Origin of the sequence: Vibrio frigidus (assembly GCF_042465995.1) — a bacterium.
Lineage (GTDB): Bacteria > Pseudomonadota > Gammaproteobacteria > Enterobacterales > Vibrionaceae > Vibrio.
This window is the reverse complement of sequence record NZ_JBCDMC010000010.1, coordinates 24,557-39,631: the sequence shown is the minus strand read 5'-3', so window position 1 is coordinate 39,631 and position 15,075 is coordinate 24,557. Positions and strand designations below refer to the sequence as shown.

At 39.5% G+C, this 15,075-nt stretch carries 12 protein-coding genes; 2 read left to right on the top strand and 10 right to left on the bottom strand.

Annotation, left to right across the window (positions count from 1 at the left end):
• Window positions 1–533: 533 nt before the first annotated feature.
• From AACW90_RS17100 to ftnA, 7 genes are all read right to left on the bottom strand, one after another.
• On the bottom strand, window positions 534–2,006 hold the full coding sequence (locus AACW90_RS17100) for a TnsD family Tn7-like transposition protein (protein WP_390236849.1): 1,473 nt from the start codon (window positions 2,004–2,006) through the stop codon (window positions 534–536).
• An 18-nt stretch (window positions 2,007–2,024) separates the two neighbouring features.
• A complete protein-coding gene (locus AACW90_RS17095) occupies window positions 2,025–3,479 on the bottom strand; it encodes an ATP-binding protein (protein WP_390236847.1) in 1,455 nt (484 codons plus the stop codon).
• On the bottom strand, window positions 3,476–5,602 hold the full coding sequence (locus AACW90_RS17090; RefSeq protein ID WP_390236846.1) for a TnsB C-terminal domain-containing protein: 2,127 nt from the start codon (window positions 5,600–5,602) through the stop codon (window positions 3,476–3,478). Before AACW90_RS17090 ends, AACW90_RS17095 begins: the two co-directional genes overlap by 4 nt.
• Entirely contained in the window at window positions 5,592–6,413 is an 822-nt protein-coding gene (locus AACW90_RS17085; protein WP_390236844.1) for a TnsA endonuclease N-terminal domain-containing protein, read from the bottom strand. Before AACW90_RS17085 ends, AACW90_RS17090 begins: the two co-directional genes overlap by 11 nt.
• 132 nt (window positions 6,414–6,545) lie before the next feature.
• Window positions 6,546–7,733, bottom strand: a complete 1,188-nt coding sequence (locus AACW90_RS17080) for a BaiN/RdsA family NAD(P)/FAD-dependent oxidoreductase (RefSeq protein ID WP_390236842.1) — start codon at window positions 7,731–7,733, stop codon at window positions 6,546–6,548.
• 151 nt (window positions 7,734–7,884) lie between these two features.
• A complete protein-coding gene (gene uspB / locus AACW90_RS17075; RefSeq protein WP_195704794.1) occupies window positions 7,885–8,208 on the bottom strand; it encodes a universal stress protein UspB in 324 nt (107 codons plus the stop codon).
• Between the two features lie 72 nt (window positions 8,209–8,280).
• Complete coding sequence (ftnA, locus tag AACW90_RS17070) at window positions 8,281–8,811, bottom strand: non-heme ferritin (RefSeq protein WP_195704793.1); 531 nt, start codon at window positions 8,809–8,811, stop codon at window positions 8,281–8,283.
• 220 nt (window positions 8,812–9,031) lie between these two features.
• Between ftnA and AACW90_RS17065 the strand changes: the two genes are divergently transcribed.
• Window positions 9,032–9,460 carry a universal stress protein gene (locus AACW90_RS17065; RefSeq protein ID WP_195704792.1) on the top strand — a complete coding sequence of 143 codons (429 nt, stop codon included), beginning with the start codon at window positions 9,032–9,034 and terminating at the stop codon, window positions 9,458–9,460.
• A 58-nt stretch (window positions 9,461–9,518) separates the two neighbouring features.
• On the top strand, window positions 9,519–10,391 hold the full coding sequence (locus AACW90_RS17060; protein ID WP_390236839.1) for a carboxylate/amino acid/amine transporter: 873 nt from the start codon (window positions 9,519–9,521) through the stop codon (window positions 10,389–10,391).
• A 101-nt stretch (window positions 10,392–10,492) separates the two neighbouring features.
• Here AACW90_RS17060 and AACW90_RS17055 read toward each other — a convergent pair whose 3' ends face one another.
• The 3 genes from AACW90_RS17055 to AACW90_RS17045 form a co-directional block, all read right to left on the bottom strand.
• Complete coding sequence (locus tag AACW90_RS17055) at window positions 10,493–10,933, bottom strand: hypothetical protein (RefSeq protein WP_390236837.1); 441 nt, start codon at window positions 10,931–10,933, stop codon at window positions 10,493–10,495.
• A 107-nt stretch (window positions 10,934–11,040) separates the two neighbouring features.
• Complete coding sequence (locus AACW90_RS17050) at window positions 11,041–11,817, bottom strand: class I SAM-dependent methyltransferase (protein ID WP_390236836.1); 777 nt, start codon at window positions 11,815–11,817, stop codon at window positions 11,041–11,043.
• Between the two features lie 37 nt (window positions 11,818–11,854).
• Window positions 11,855–14,956: an EAL domain-containing protein gene (locus AACW90_RS17045; protein WP_390237060.1), complete on the bottom strand. Its 3,102-nt coding sequence runs from the start codon at window positions 14,954–14,956 to the stop codon at window positions 11,855–11,857.
• Between the last annotated feature and the right edge of the window lie 119 nt (window positions 14,957–15,075).

Genomic DNA, 15,075 nt, shown 5'->3' with positions numbered 1-15,075 from the left:
AAGCATTTCACTGCGATGAAGACAACGTTGGACCTGTTGATATTAGACTTGATGCTTTTAGGTATTGAAGGTTGGTCAATTGCACAGTAAGTAAGGAAACCGGGTGTTCGCTTCCAATTGCTTCTCAATCGACTAGGTGACTCTTACTACATAGTAATACTACGAAGATCGACTAGGCCAAGGGGAGAGGCTCCGGGTCAGAAAGCTCAGTACATTATTGGTACTATAATATTTTGATCTTGAGCCAGCAATCCTAGGTCTATTAGGAGCGCTCATTGCGAATTTACGCTCTAAATAATTAGGGGTCTCTACGTGTTCTTGCTTCGCTTTCGGTATTTATGTTTTGGCTACTGACAACTTACTAACCCTAGTTTTATCATAATATTGTAAAATATTAACAAGAAACCATCCGATACATCATTGGGTAGTATAGCCAGCTTCACGCTCACCAATACAATGGCGGCATAACACCCAATGAGTTAAAGTGATTGTTCTGGTAAAACTCTAAAGTTGTGACCCATTCTTATTGACAACTACAGTGTGTCGTCTATCCGACAAAAGTGATTAAGCTTATTGTCTTTTTCCCTCACTTTTTGAATAAACCTACGACCACATTTTGCCCTCGGAGATGGATGAGGAGGAGTAGCTTCAGGTAAGTTACCCTCTAACCACATTTTTTCATGTTGATAAAGCCAGAAAAATGCGGCATTGCAATCAGACTTAATATCTAGCCGAATGGCTTGAGGGTGGAGTTGTCGATATCGAATAATCTGAAGCTGATAGCGTCGTCTTTTCGATTCACTTTTACATTTCTTCCGCCATTCAACTATCCCATCACTTGCAGAAATTATTGTTTCAATACTTCCAATAGATACCGACAGTCTTCGAGCTATTTCTTTACGATGAAACCCTTTTATAGCAAGCGCAATTGCAGTTTGGCAAACCAAAGAAGTTAACTTTCTCGGCTTCAGTCGCGTATTATCTTTTGCGTTAAGAGCAACAGCTTTTACAAAACAGCGACTTTTTCCTACTTCTCTGCTAATGCTTGCAATAGATTTTCCTTTCCTCAATAGTGTCAAACACCTTTCTATTTTTTTGTACCTGAGATCTATATTGCTAACTTTTGTTGTTACTGAGCAACTACACTCTATCGGCTCTGCTTTTTTCAACCAATAGCTAAATAATATATGTTTAAAAGGTTGTTGCGAGGCGTTTTCACGAAGCAAATATGACAAATATTTATAGTCAACTTGTGTTTGTGGTAGCAAATTATCTGATGGATATCTTAGCTGACAAGTAAACTGATAGAAATCAGAAGAAAGCAGCCTTCTCCTAAAACTATTGTTTCTCGTCACGTATCCCAGCTCGCGCAGTTTTTTCCTGTAGTATTCAAACCCTACAGTTGGATAGTGATCTTCGTTTGCTAGAAGAAACCTCTTTGCGTACTTTGCTAATTCGAAGCTTACTTGAGTGCTCTCTCCTAATGATTGAGTTGTAACAGGCAAACCTATGTTTGTTCTTATGCGACCAGGAATCTCAGCATGAACCAACCAAGTGGGATGCTTTGAGCAAGACTCTATACCGGGAGTTTGGTGGCTACGATGCCAAAATGAGACTCCATATTCGTGAACATCTGACATAACACACTGAGGGCAGTATTTGAGTGATAATGGTTCTCTTTCCCTCACGCAAGATAATTGACTGGTTCTAGTAGCTGAGCAATTGTCGTTTGAAAGAAGTGCTGAATAGATTTCAGTTGAGTGCGCTGGTAGACAGTGTATGAAAAGTGGAGCTAACGTCTGCTGGTACAACAAGCTATTGATATCTTCATCAGCTAGCTCAGCCAAGTTACTTAGACCAGCAGTAAGATAAGGATGAATACTTGCTCTAGAACTACCATATACAGCTAACAGAAATTTTGATACAGGCTGTCCTGACGCCATTAGGAATCTAATGATTCGGCTAAATACTAATTCGTCTGGTAGTACATTTGGAAGACAGAGCACAGCCAATCACCTCTCACTCTACTCACGTCTGTACATGACAACACCTTCATTTAGTCTCTCTTTAAACGTGAACGGGTCGTCACATATCACACCAACGTCCCTCATATGTTTAAAGCCTCGCTGAACCAAGTCAGGATCTTCTATCAATTCTAGAAGTCTCTCCTTTAAGTGCAAATCACGTAATCTAACCTCAAATTCTGGATGATGTGGTCTATTATAATCACCAATAATTAGTGTTTTTTTAGTTCTCACATTAACAATTGCTACAGCCGATTTATCCTTAAATTTTCTAGTTGGCAATACTAGACTATGCCTAGCTTCTATCACTTCACTAGTTCTGGATGATAACGAACATGCAATGGGATAAGCACACTCTAATACCGCAATGGTTATGCTCTCATCGCCTGTACCAATGACTAATCGTTGAGCTTCACAATAAATACGACAAGCCATGTCAATATTTCCTAATGAGAGATCGTACATTTTATCATTCAACTCATCACTTAGCAGAGTTTCTACATTGGTCCATTGTAAGTCCCACAGTTCGGCAACAAAAGCTTCCCAGCCGAGCTCATGACGTTGAAGAGGCTTCATGAAGATCGTACCACCACTTTCAGCTCGACGCGCATTTTTAAGCGTCAATGCAAGCGAATCATCAAATGGGGGGTTAGCACAAAAAAATAACGAGACACCAAGTTTATTAACTAGGTGATGCAAAAACTTCAAGAGATTATTTTCACCACCAGTTCTCTTGAATTGTAGGTTTTGCATTTCATCAATAACCAATATTCCTAAGTGGCTGGACTTGATTTTCTGTTCAATTTGAATGAGTAGCTTAGAGATTGTTGTCTCCGGTGTTGTTCGTTCTTGCCGCGTCGCAGAATCCAAATCAAACAATATTTCTTCACAAAGCTCTCGAACACTAGAATTTCTAGGACAATCTACTTTTATCCACACAACTTGATATTTGAAACCGAGTGCTTTCCCTTTATAGTCATGATGCTCAATCACATGTGGAAAATAATTAAGAACTTGCTCTAACATGCTGGTCTTACCGACACCACTATCTCCAATTAATGTAATTCCCTTTCCTTTTGGAACAAAATAACCCGTTCTCGGCTTAATGTTAGGCCGATCATCAACCGGATAATGAAGATACTGTGCTGTACTGGGTGTGAACGGATTCTTAGTTGAATAACCTGACTTTATTGCCCTTTCAACCGCTCTGAAACAATCAATATACTCGGGTAATGGCTGGCGTAATTCATCTATTCGAGCAAGGTACTCTTCCCTTACCAAGAAATCCAAAGAGCTGCGAACATGAAATGCCAACTCTGGATAATTGCAAAATTTATCGATAACATCGTTATCTTCGACCTTTGGCGGAAGAGATTCGATTAAGGGGTTTCCTTGGTGCTCAGGCAAAATTGCCTTTTTGTAGTTGGCTTGTTCCCATCGCATGATATTCTTCACTTCTTTCTTCTCGGTAGCTTAGTCACTTGGTTGGAAAAGCTTCGACCATCAATTTCTATCTCATCTTTCAACCGTTCAGATGGCGACAGTTTTTGCTGTACCTTAGTTTCCATTAACTCTAACTCATTACACCGTCTTTGTTTTACGTTTTGGGTTCGCTCACCCTTTGTCTTTAGCTTAGGTGCTTGTTTTGCCAAGCTAAGCACACTCTTCTGAAGGTTTTCTTTAAGAGTTAAGTTATAAATTGAAGAAGTTGTGACAGGTTGCCTACGCTTCTTATCATCTAGCCAGTCTTTCAAGTAATACACTTCAGCAAGAGGTATACCCTTGAACTCTTTACTCCTTTCCAAAATATCGCAACGAGTAAAGCCTTCATTTTCCTTTAACCTTACATAAATATATGAAGTATTATCGTAGTTAACCCTAGCTTCAAGTCTAGAGCGTCCATGATTTCTAGCGATCGCAGCTAAATTCTCATCACGAATACGCTGACAGGAATAATACATTCCATTAAATAAAACTCCACTACGTGTCATTGATACATCTTCTGAGGGCAATAATCGTGCGTTTATTTCATCGATGCCTGCCGTTTTAAGAGCGTGCTTATGATTTGATAAATGAATATTCCAATAATTTATAGGGGTAGGAGCAAGGTCATTCTCAATTAATAGTCGACTAGTTAGAGCCAGATCATCAAAAATTTCACTATTGTGTTCTAACACATCTTTAAGCAATAGTGATGTCACTTCTCGCAATGTATAAACAGCACTTTTTCGAGGATCTGGACTACCTCTAACTATTTTACCACCACGACTGCTTCCCAAAAGGCGGTGTATAGACTTATCATTCAAGTAGCCAAAACGCCTTTCTACTAGACTTTTACAATCGGGTCTATAAGGAGGGGCTATTTGCAATTCAGTCAGAGGTACAACGAGCTCTTGTGGTTTTAACCCAACCATTTCTCCATTGTCACAAATCAATCGTTGGGGAAGGTGTGAACATGGCCAACCTTCTTTATTGATCCCAACACCAAACTGCTGGCAATAATCAGTTTTTGGTGAGAAAGCATTGACTAAAGCCTGTCGAGCCGCCTTCCATGAAGCATTATATAAAGAAACGTGAAACCCAACAATCATTCGGCTAGCACGGTCAATAATTGAGTAAATTGTTGGTCTGCCTATTACATGATTTCTACGTAACTCAGAAACAATATGAACATCAGCAACGGTTGCATCTATCTCAAAGCAACTACCGGGTACTGGGGTTTTATCCGTGATACTAGCTTCTACAGCTCTTTTGTTTCTTAAATATTCAGTCTCACTTGTTCTAGATCTAATGACTATATCCTGATCGAAGATTTTTTTTGACCAATTAACGAACTGCCTATAACTAGGTACACCCGGAATCGTATCTAAGTAATGAGCATCTAAGATCTCAAACTTGTAGTGCAATCTTAGTAAGTTTTTATAGGTTTCTTTTAAGTTAAGTCCATTAGACTTTAAGTGATATTTCTTTAACACCTTTTCGAAAACTATGCGATCTGGTGTCTTTACAATGTACGACAGAGGTGATTGAAACAGTCCTGTGCGTGACACAGTGCGGGTTCCAAGACTATTATTTACAACTTGTCTTATTTTACCTTTCCCGCCGCTTAAACTATATGCAGGAAGCAAAGCATTTTTTGTTTGTCCATACTTCCAATATAAATTGAGTAGCCTATATATTGTCTTGTTATCAGTACCATACTCCCTCGCTTGCGTGGAAATCTCTGGGATTTTACGTTTTGTAGATAAATCAAAAATAAGTGAATCATTTTTAATCAACTCTTTAATTTTCAGGTACCTACTATCTCTTATTTTCTTATGTTTTCCACTGATTTTCTCTTCATCAACAAGCAAGTAGGGATTAAGTTCATAAATTGTCTTTTTGATCTTTTTCTGTTTGGAAAGTGCATCGAAATCATCAATTAGAAGCAAAGAAGGTCGGAGGATTTTTGATGTTTCTTCAAGGTTAAACACCATAAGTGCCGATATGTTACCTTCTATCTTAAGAACTCTGTATGTACCGTTTCTAAATCCTTCGACACCTTTAAAATCCCAGATACTATTCATTTCAATCGTCACCAACAACCCTCCTCACCTTTAATGAAATGTGATCAATCGTAATGATCGGAGATGTTTCGAGTAGGACTGCAAAATCAACAGAGATGAGCTTTTTAGATATTAGTATTCTGAGAATATTTAAAGCATCAACGCTATCAATATCAAAAGTGTTCACAAAGCTATCGCAAATATCTGACTTTAAATATTTGCCAGGAGATAGGAGGGCTAATGCTGGATCAATAAACTTAGCAATTTCATATTGAGTACTTGATCGAAGAGGGTCTGTTACCCATGATAAATTTCGACTTAGAAATTCTGTCTTATTGTTTCCTGTAAAAACCTGAAAAGGAATACCTAACAACTCCCACCAGACTCTCTCAATCTCAATTTTCTCAAGAACTCGGGGGTCGTCTAATTTATCTTCAGGTTTTACGCAAAAAGCTAAGTATGATTCTCCGGAATCATTTTTCACCGTTACCAAAATGTCGGTGGTCATGATGAACGGAATACCCGTTTTCTTAACCATTGGATGTTCAATACCAAGTGTTCTTGCAATCTTTTGAGTTATCTCCAAAGGGATCAATGGAAACTGTTCTCGAATATCGATGACATCATCACGATATTCGAGAATATAGAAGAGTTGAGTTTCTTTAGAAGAGAGAAAGTGGTGAACTCTTCCTGTTTTTAGGCCAAAAACCTCAGTTCTAAAAGCTTCAGGACCTTTAACGTCCCTTGTCGTAAACCAAGGCTTATATTGGCATCCTTCACCTTGACCCCATTTATTCCTGAGGTGACGCCTGTAATCTTCGTAACGTTCAAAGCTTCGAGCCATAATCAGTTCCAGTAATCATTATTACTGAAAGCGTAGATTTACCAATTAATTTTGGCAAACTTTATTTTACATTAAGCTATATTGGGGCAATATTTAATTGAACTTGGCAAACTTTATTTTACCTACACAGCATTACACCCATTGCCCTGCAACAAATCCACTGCTCCATGCGAATTGGAAGTTATAGCCTCCCAACCAACCGGATACATCAAGCACCTCGCCAATAAAGTAAAGCCCTTGGGTCTCTTTTGCTTGCATCGTTTTGGAAGAAATATGGTCAGTATCTACGCCACCAAGGGTTACTTCGGCTGTTCTATAGCCTTCTGTACCGTTTGGTTTTATCTGCCAATTCTCTAACGCCAGTACGGTGTTTTGTAATTCTTTGTCACTTACCTGTTTTAACGGTTTGTCTACCAGCTCTTTTCTATCAATCAAGGTTTCGACGAGACGCTTTGGCAGAACCTTAGCCAAGGTATTTTTCAGACTTTGGTTTGGGTGTTTTTCTTTGGATATAGATAAAAGTGCCTCAACATCCGTTTCAGGGACAAGGTTAATCGTTATTGCCTGTCCGGCTTTCCAATAAGACGAGATCTGCAACACCGCAGGACCTGACAAGCCTCTATGTGTAAACAAAAGCGCTTCTTTGAACGCGGTTCCATCTGCCGTTATTATTTCTGTAGGAATAGCGATACCCGAAAGATCGGCAAGGTCTTCTTTATCTTCTTTGTGTAACGTAAATGGCACTAAACCAGCTGAGGTTTGAACAACGGAGAGGTCAAACTGCTCTGCAATCTTGTAACCAAATGGTGTCGCTCCTAACTTAGGCATTGAAAGCCCTCCAGTTGCAACCACCAATGACTCACACTCAATCTGTTCCGTATTGGCATACAGAGAAAAACCATTCTCTATTTTTTCGATAGAGTGGGTATCCACTTGATATCGATAATTAACCGCAACTTCTTTGCACTCATCTAACAACATGGTCACTATCTGCTTGGCAGAGTCCATACAAAAAAGTTGCCCATGTTCGCGTTCTTCAAACTCGATGTCATGCTTAGAAACTAAGGCGATAAAATCCCAATTGGTGTATTGCGAAAGTGAGGATTTGACAAAGTGAGGGTTTTTACACACAAAGTGATTCGATGACACATCATAATTGGTAAAATTACACTTACCGCCACCAGAAATGAGAATTTTACGACCCGGTTTTTTCGCATGATCAAGCACCAGTACTTTTCGTCCTCGTTTACCTGCTTCAATTGCGCACATAAGCCCGGCTGCGCCGGCTCCAACGATGACCACATCTACCTTAGTTACCACGCCGTTTAACCTTTTTAGAAAATAAAAAGGATGCACGATATCGTACATCCTCAAATTGAGAAACATTTTAGCTATTCTTTGCGATCTTGCAAATTTATAAGCTTTTAACCATTAAGGTCTTCACCTCAATTGCCCCGCTTATTCTTGCCGATCAAACCAAAAACGATGCAAACAAAGTGACCGCAATCAAAACAACAAATAAAATAAACAGCTCTCTCACTTTTGTGCACTTACTCATAAAGACAGGATCGTGATGGTTCACAAATTCCTTATCTTTAAGGTAATGAAAAAGACGAACCTGTTTCATTACATTGCCATGGGTTGTAAAGAAACCACCGCCATCTACCTGTTGATAAAGTAACGGATGCGCTTCTCGCATGACATAGATTAACGACCGCAATGCAGTCAAATAGCGCGCTAAGTTTATGCTCACAATAAGCATAAGAGTGAATATTATAGTGTCTCCACTGATCATCTTTTCCTCCCTACACCTCCTAAGAAGCCGAAAGGAAAAGATGATTGAATCTATCTTTTCTTTTGCAGCAAATTACTCCGCTGCACCGGCTTCCATAACGGAAGATGAACCTTCTTTTGCCATTGCAGCTAGGTCTTTATCTATGAAGAACAAAGCCTTTCCATCTTCACCGACAAGTTCTAGCTTATCCAAAATCCCTTTAAACAGTTTCTCTTCTTCATGCTGTTCAGCAACGTACCACTGTAAGAAATTAAACGTTGAGTAATCTTGTGCTATAAATGCACCATGAGCCAACTTGTTGATTCTTTCTGTAATCATCTGCTCATGTTCATAGGTTTCACGAAAGACCTCTCCAAGACTTTTGAAATCATACTTAGGCGCTTCAATCGTCCCTAAAATTGGCATCGCTCCTGTTTCGCTAACATAGGTAAATAAGCGCTGCATATGTTCCATTTCTTCTACTGCATGACGCCTTAGAAATACTGCTGCACCTTCAAAACCTTTATCTTCACACCAAGCACTCATTTGTAAGTATAGATTGGATGAGAAAAATTCTAGGTTAATTTGCTCATTTAATTGTTCGATCATTGTTTGAGATAGCATGAAGACTCCCTTTTAGGTTCATTTATATCGCTTTAAAACTTTAGTATTACAACAAAGTTTTCTCAGAATCACTTTAGGTTACCCTTAACTATACCATGAAGCAAAATACCTTACGGGATAAGGCGAATAAAACAGATAAGGATATGAGATCACAACGACAATTTTTTTTGAAATTAGATGCTAGGCTTAAAAGGTAAGCCCTTTAAATGGAGATAGCACTATGAGCTATAAGCATATTTTGGTCGCTATTGACCTTAGCAAAGAAAGCCATATTCTGATTGAAAAAGCCGTCGCGTTAGCCCAACCGTTAGGCGCAGAAGTTTCATTTATTCATATTGATGTGAATTATGCCGAAATCTACACTGGTCTCATTGATATAAATTTGTCTGAAACACAAAATCACGCCATGGAAGAGTCGTTAGCGCAGCTTAAATTACTTGCAGAGCAAGCTAAAATGCCGATTAAACATACTTTAGTCGGAAGTGGCGATTTAGGGTATGAACTAAAGGAAACGATTGATAAAAAGGACGTCGATTTGGTCATTTGCGGACATCACCAAGATTTTTGGAGTGTCATACTATCTTCAACTAAGCAGCTACTAAATAGCGTTCCGGTTGATATGTTGGTCGTTCCTTTGCATGACGATTAATTTAGCCATTAAATTGGGGTACACTGCAGGTTCAAACATTCATTCGGTAAAATAAGACATGTTGTACCTTTCTGCAGTGACCCTATTATGGGCTTTTTCATTTAGTTTGATTGGCGTTTATCTTGCTGGCCAAGTTGACTCTTGGTTCTCTGTATTGATGCGCGTTGTTCTGGCTGCTCTGGTTTTTCTACCTTTTTTAAAATTTCGAAATATTCCAAAATCACTCATCCTCAAACTCATGACAGTAGGCGGCATACAGCTAGGACTAATGTACTGTTTTTACTATCAGTCTTTCTTACTGCTCTCTGTCCCTGAAGTATTGCTTTTTACTGTCTTTACACCCATTTATGTCACGCTGGTATATGATTTGCTGAAAGGTCGTTTCTCACCTTGGTATCTTATTACGGCAATCATCGCGGTTTCAGGTGCCGTGGTCATTAAATTCTCTGGGGTTAACGAGAATTTTTTACAAGGGTTCCTCGTCGTTCAAGGTGCAAACCTATGCTTTGCTATTGGTCAGGTAGGTTATAAAGTGATAATGGAAAAAGAGGAGGTAACGCTCCCCCAACACACTGTATTCGGTTATTTTTATTTAGGCGCTGTCTGTGTGGCCGTTATCGCTTTTGTTCTATTTGGCAACACAGACAGGCTACCAACGACCATGACTCAGTGGGGTATCCTAACCTATCTAGGTTTAATCGCTTCTGGATTAGGTTATTTTTTATGGAACAAAGGGGCATGTATGGTCAACGCAGGTGCCCTTGCGGTCATGAATAATGTTTTGGTACCCGCAGGGTTGGTGGTAAACATACTGATTTGGAATCGTGACGCAGACATGCTTAGACTCATGCTGGGGGGCGCTATCATCCTGTTCTCTCTACTGATAAACGAGACCATCATTAAGCGAAAAGTAGCTTTTTCTTATCATTAATAATCGCTTCAAGATGATGCAAATTAACTTAAACGACATCAAGCGATGTCGGCCTTAACAAACAAGGTCGACACGTCTTATCTAATCAGTGAAAAGAAGGTTTAGTGAAGGGCGGACTTGAGGTTTATTTCATTATGAAAAGTATTAAATTTTGCAAACTGTTCTTCAATTCTTTTCTGTTTTCTTAATAGTTTATTCTGTTTATCCAAAATACTCGCCATTTTCTTAACGTATTTTTTCTGCTTTTTGGCCTGTTTTTTAGCCTTTTTGATCTCTTTTTTTGTCACTTCACCGCGCATCTCAACAGGGAGTGCTGGGATTGGTAACGTATCCGCTAATACGACACATTGCTGTTTCTCTTCCTTACTTTTGGATAAACAAGCGTGAGGAGGAATAGCCGTCGGTTTGCAGAGTTGAGAACTGTCTTGAGAAGAACGAGCACACGAACGACAAAGATATTTGGCATCACTGACAAGAGAATAAATCTCGCCTAACCCTTCGGATATTTCTCTGCGATTCAACTTGCATAAACGCTTTGTCATTTAATGACTCCAACTGACACTATCGGCTCATTCTTTTTTGAGAATGATTATTAATTAGATATAGTCTCATTTGTTTCTTGATGCAATAAAAAATTTCCTTTAATTAATTATGTCATTGATTCTTTTACATATACATCGAAACGGTTTTTCTTGGTTTTAATTGCCATACTTGGTTTTTGTTGATTGAGCCAATCGGCATAATCAGGCCTTTTCACTATTACGCGTTTTTTGGCAAGCTGCATAGCGGGCTCAAATAAGCCATCAGCATCTAGATCGGCTCCGACGAGCGATTGGAATACACGCATCTCTTTTTTAACTAATGCCGACTTTTTTCCCTCCGGATGAGGGTACATAGGATCGAGGTAGACAACGTCTGGTCGCAGGAAGTTTTGATCTTTAGATATTATCTCCAATGCATCATGGCTAGATGCATGCAATAGCGACATTCTTTCTGAAACCCATGCGCCTATTTCTGGATCTTGTTTTGCTCTTTCTAAGCCATCATCCAGCAGAGCGGCGACGACTGGGTTTCGCTCTATCATCTGCACTTTACAGCCAAGAGATGCAAGTACAAACGCATCTCTACCTAGCCCTGCAGTTGCGTCCAACACACTTGGTATCACGCCTTTATTTAACCCTGCAGCTTTTGCAATAGACTGACCTTTACCGCCACCAAATTTTCTCCGGTGTCCAACGGGACCGCCCACTAGATCGACGTAGATCGCACCTAATTTTGGCTCATCTATTTTTCTGAGCTCTAGTCTTTCCGAGCTTAAAACCAACGCGAAACTACTCTGATCATCGTGTTGCAATGACCACGTTTGAGCAATACGTTCAAGCCGATTGGTATCTATGTTTTCTTCACAGATCAGTTGCAGGCGCAAAAGCACTCCATATAGGGATAGGTTTAGTGGCGGTATTTTACTGAATCTGTTGCAGTTCGGCTACTAATTCGGCTAATGGCTTAGGTTTACTAACGATATAGCCTTGCGCATAGTCAACTCCTAACTCAAGAAGCCTATCAATAATCGCGGTATTTTCTACAAACTCAGCAACTGTTTTCTTACCCATTTGTTTAGCTAAATCATTGATAGCGCGGACCATAATAAAATCCGTCTCATTTGTATCCATATCACGAACAAATAAACCATCTATCTTAACGATATCCACAGGTAATTTTTTTAGGTACCCAAAGGACGACAAACCAGAACCAAAATCATCCAGTGCGATCAGGCAGCCTCGCTGTTTGATCTGAGTAAACAGATTAATGGCACGATCCATGTTGCCCATTGCGGCTGTTTCTGTAATTTCGAGACAAAGTTTGTGGCTAGGTACCGAGCTATGTTCAATCGTTTCCAGCAAGAAATGTACAAATTCTCTGTTCCCTATCGACTGCCCCGATAAATTAATAGAGCAAAGCCCTAACTTATCATAGTCGGTTATATTGGACTCCAACCACGCCAGGGTTTGGGTCACAACAGCTTTATCAATAAGGTGTGCCACATTGTATTTTTCTGAGGCTGGCATGAAGATTCCTGGCGAAATATACTCGCCATTAGCACTTTTTATTCGGACTAATATTTCAAAGTGCATCTTCAGGGCATCACTTGACTCTTCAAGCGCTAGGATTGTCTGTGCAAATAGCTCCAATCGATTATTCGCCAACGCCTCATGAACCAAATTAACACACTCCATCTCAAGTTGACGTCGACGCAACTCTTCATCATCTTGAAGGTAAAGATGAAATCTATTCCGACCTTCATCTTTAGCTGCATGACACGCCGTATCCGCTTGAGCATGAACCATTTGAGGAGAATCGGCAGTATGATCGATCAATCGAATTCCAATAGAACACGTAATATTGAGTGATATGTCGTCCCACTGGAATGTATTGATGCTAAGTTCATTGATAATGGCTTTGGCAATATTTTGAGCATCGGTTTGCGTGCAGTCTCTTAATAGTACCGCAAATTCATCACCACCCATTCTAGACAATATAGAGTTATATGGTAAAACAGACTCAACCACCATTGCAGAGAACTTGATCGCAGCATCACCTGCTTCATGTCCAGCGGTATCATTAAGTACCTTCAATTGATCAAGGTCTAAATAAAGCATTGCGTGTGTACGTAAGTGATCACTTACTTCTTTCAAAGACTTTTCTAGTTCTAATTCAAAATGATTTCTGTTGAATGTTTCGGTGAGCAAGTCATAGCGAGCTTGATACTCCAATTGCTCGGTCAAAATATGAATCTCGGTAATATCCTCGCCGACCATCAGCAACTTACCAAAATGATCGAGTGGACGAATATTTTCTCTAATCCATAATACCGAGCCATCTTTATGTCGATATCGAGCTTCTCTTCGCCACACGCCATTAATTTCATGTTCTCGATTAAGCAGCAGTTGCTTCGCTGGTAATGTGCCTTCATCTGCATAAAAATCCTTCAAACGATGGCCTAATATTTCTAGCTCTTTATAGCCTAATAACTCTTGTGCAAATTTATTAAGCGCCTGAATTCGGTAGTTTTCATCTAGTGTCAACATCATGACCGGTTGTTGTTCATAATAGATCCGCATGGTGGACTCACGCTCAATCAATTTCTGCTGAGCCAATTTCCCCATAGTGATGTCGTTTGCTTCAAATAGGTATTGTGATTCAACACCAGACTCCTCTGGCAACTGATTAAGAACGACATCGAGTAAAATACATCCTGAGCCCTTACAAAGCGCTTCAATCTCGAATCGAGTTGAATTCAGTTCCAAGTTAGATTCAAAGAACTGGCCAAGCTTCTTAGCACCTTTATCTTCCCACCCATTGAAATGCCATATCGGTTTATCAATAGGTAATCCTTGATCAAAAACTAATTCATGAAATTTATTATTACTGGTCAAAACTCTGCCGTATTTATCGAGGATAGCAATATATTGATGGCTTTGTTCTATAACTGACTCGAGTAAATATTGGCTCTCACGAGCCTTGGCTTCACTATTACTTAAACGGCGAAGATAATACAGGAGCGCCATTATGACGGTAGCCATCAACAAAAAGATGGTGATGACAACTTGAACCCATTGGTAGTCGTCTTTAGGCTCGTTAATAAAATTCGCAACCGTGTTCTCTTGGCTTATATTAAGCCCCCACTTTTGAATTGCGTCGTAATCGAGTTCAATGGTCGGTGTCGCCAGTCTGACTGATGGGATATTACCTGACATGTTAGCTAACATGTCGACGAGTAATAGACCCGCGGATCTCCCCTGAGAGTCACCGTTATGAAGAACACCGCCAACGGTCCCATAACCGAATATCGAATCATGAAAGACATAAACCGGAACAGCTGAATACTCATCAATCTTTTCACGAATTTCCTGGTCGTTATGAATGTTCAACTCATCTTTAAAAAAGCCCCAATAAAGAATCGCGCTATTTTTAGGGACTTTAGCTAAAAAAGCTTTCAAGGACTCGTAGTCTGCTGGAACATAATGTTCGACCAATTCTCTATGACTGGGGGACTCGTCTAGATATTGATTGACCGTATCTCGAACCCCCTCCCCTGTAACCGATAGGCCGGTGATGACATAAATTTTGTTTACGTTAGGTTGCAACCTTTTTATTAATTCAATATTGCCTTGTATTTCTACCCGAGAGACCACGCCAGTCGCATTTAAATTGGAATGTAAATTCGTCTTATAACCATTAATACCGCTAAATATTATTGGGGTATCACCTAACATATGACCAAGGCTATTCATCAAATTCAATGCATAATTATCAACAACGATAATTGCTTTGAACTCCTCATTTTGAAGCTTAACGGTATACAGTTGAGCAAGTTGATCTAAATATTTTTTTGATTGGTGTCGTTTTGTGTCTAAATAAACAACCCGATTGGGGATTTTGTTTTTGGTAAGGATGTATTCTAGGCCACCTTGAAAATCGTCAGACCATAAAAACCCTTGATGATAAGAGTGTATAACAAGGACATCTTTCTCTTTAGCGTTAGTTGAAACGCTGAAAATCAAGATCAGTAGTATAAGAATTCTCACTGCAACTTTTGTCCTTCACACACGCGATAATTTAAATAAAAATCAAAACAATAGTAACACTCAATTGAATAAAATATACTCTTGTTACCCACATT

Bases quoted from the DNA above. Each gene is read 5' to 3' on its own strand.
- ftnA (WP_195704793.1), bottom strand. From the start codon at position 8,811: ATGCTATCTCAAACAATGATCGAACAATTAAATGAGCAAATTAACCTA.
- AACW90_RS17060 (WP_390236839.1), top strand. From the start codon at position 9,519: ATGTTGTACCTTTCTGCAGTGACCCTATTATGGGCTTTTTCATTTAGT.
- AACW90_RS17085 (WP_390236844.1), bottom strand. From the start codon at position 6,413: ATGGCTCGAAGCTTTGAACGTTACGAAGATTACAGGCGTCACCTCAGG.
- uspB (WP_195704794.1), bottom strand. From the start codon at position 8,208: ATGATCAGTGGAGACACTATAATATTCACTCTTATGCTTATTGTGAGC.
- AACW90_RS17055 (WP_390236837.1), bottom strand. From the start codon at position 10,933: ATGACAAAGCGTTTATGCAAGTTGAATCGCAGAGAAATATCCGAAGGG.
- AACW90_RS17065 (WP_195704792.1), top strand. From the start codon at position 9,032: ATGAGCTATAAGCATATTTTGGTCGCTATTGACCTTAGCAAAGAAAGC.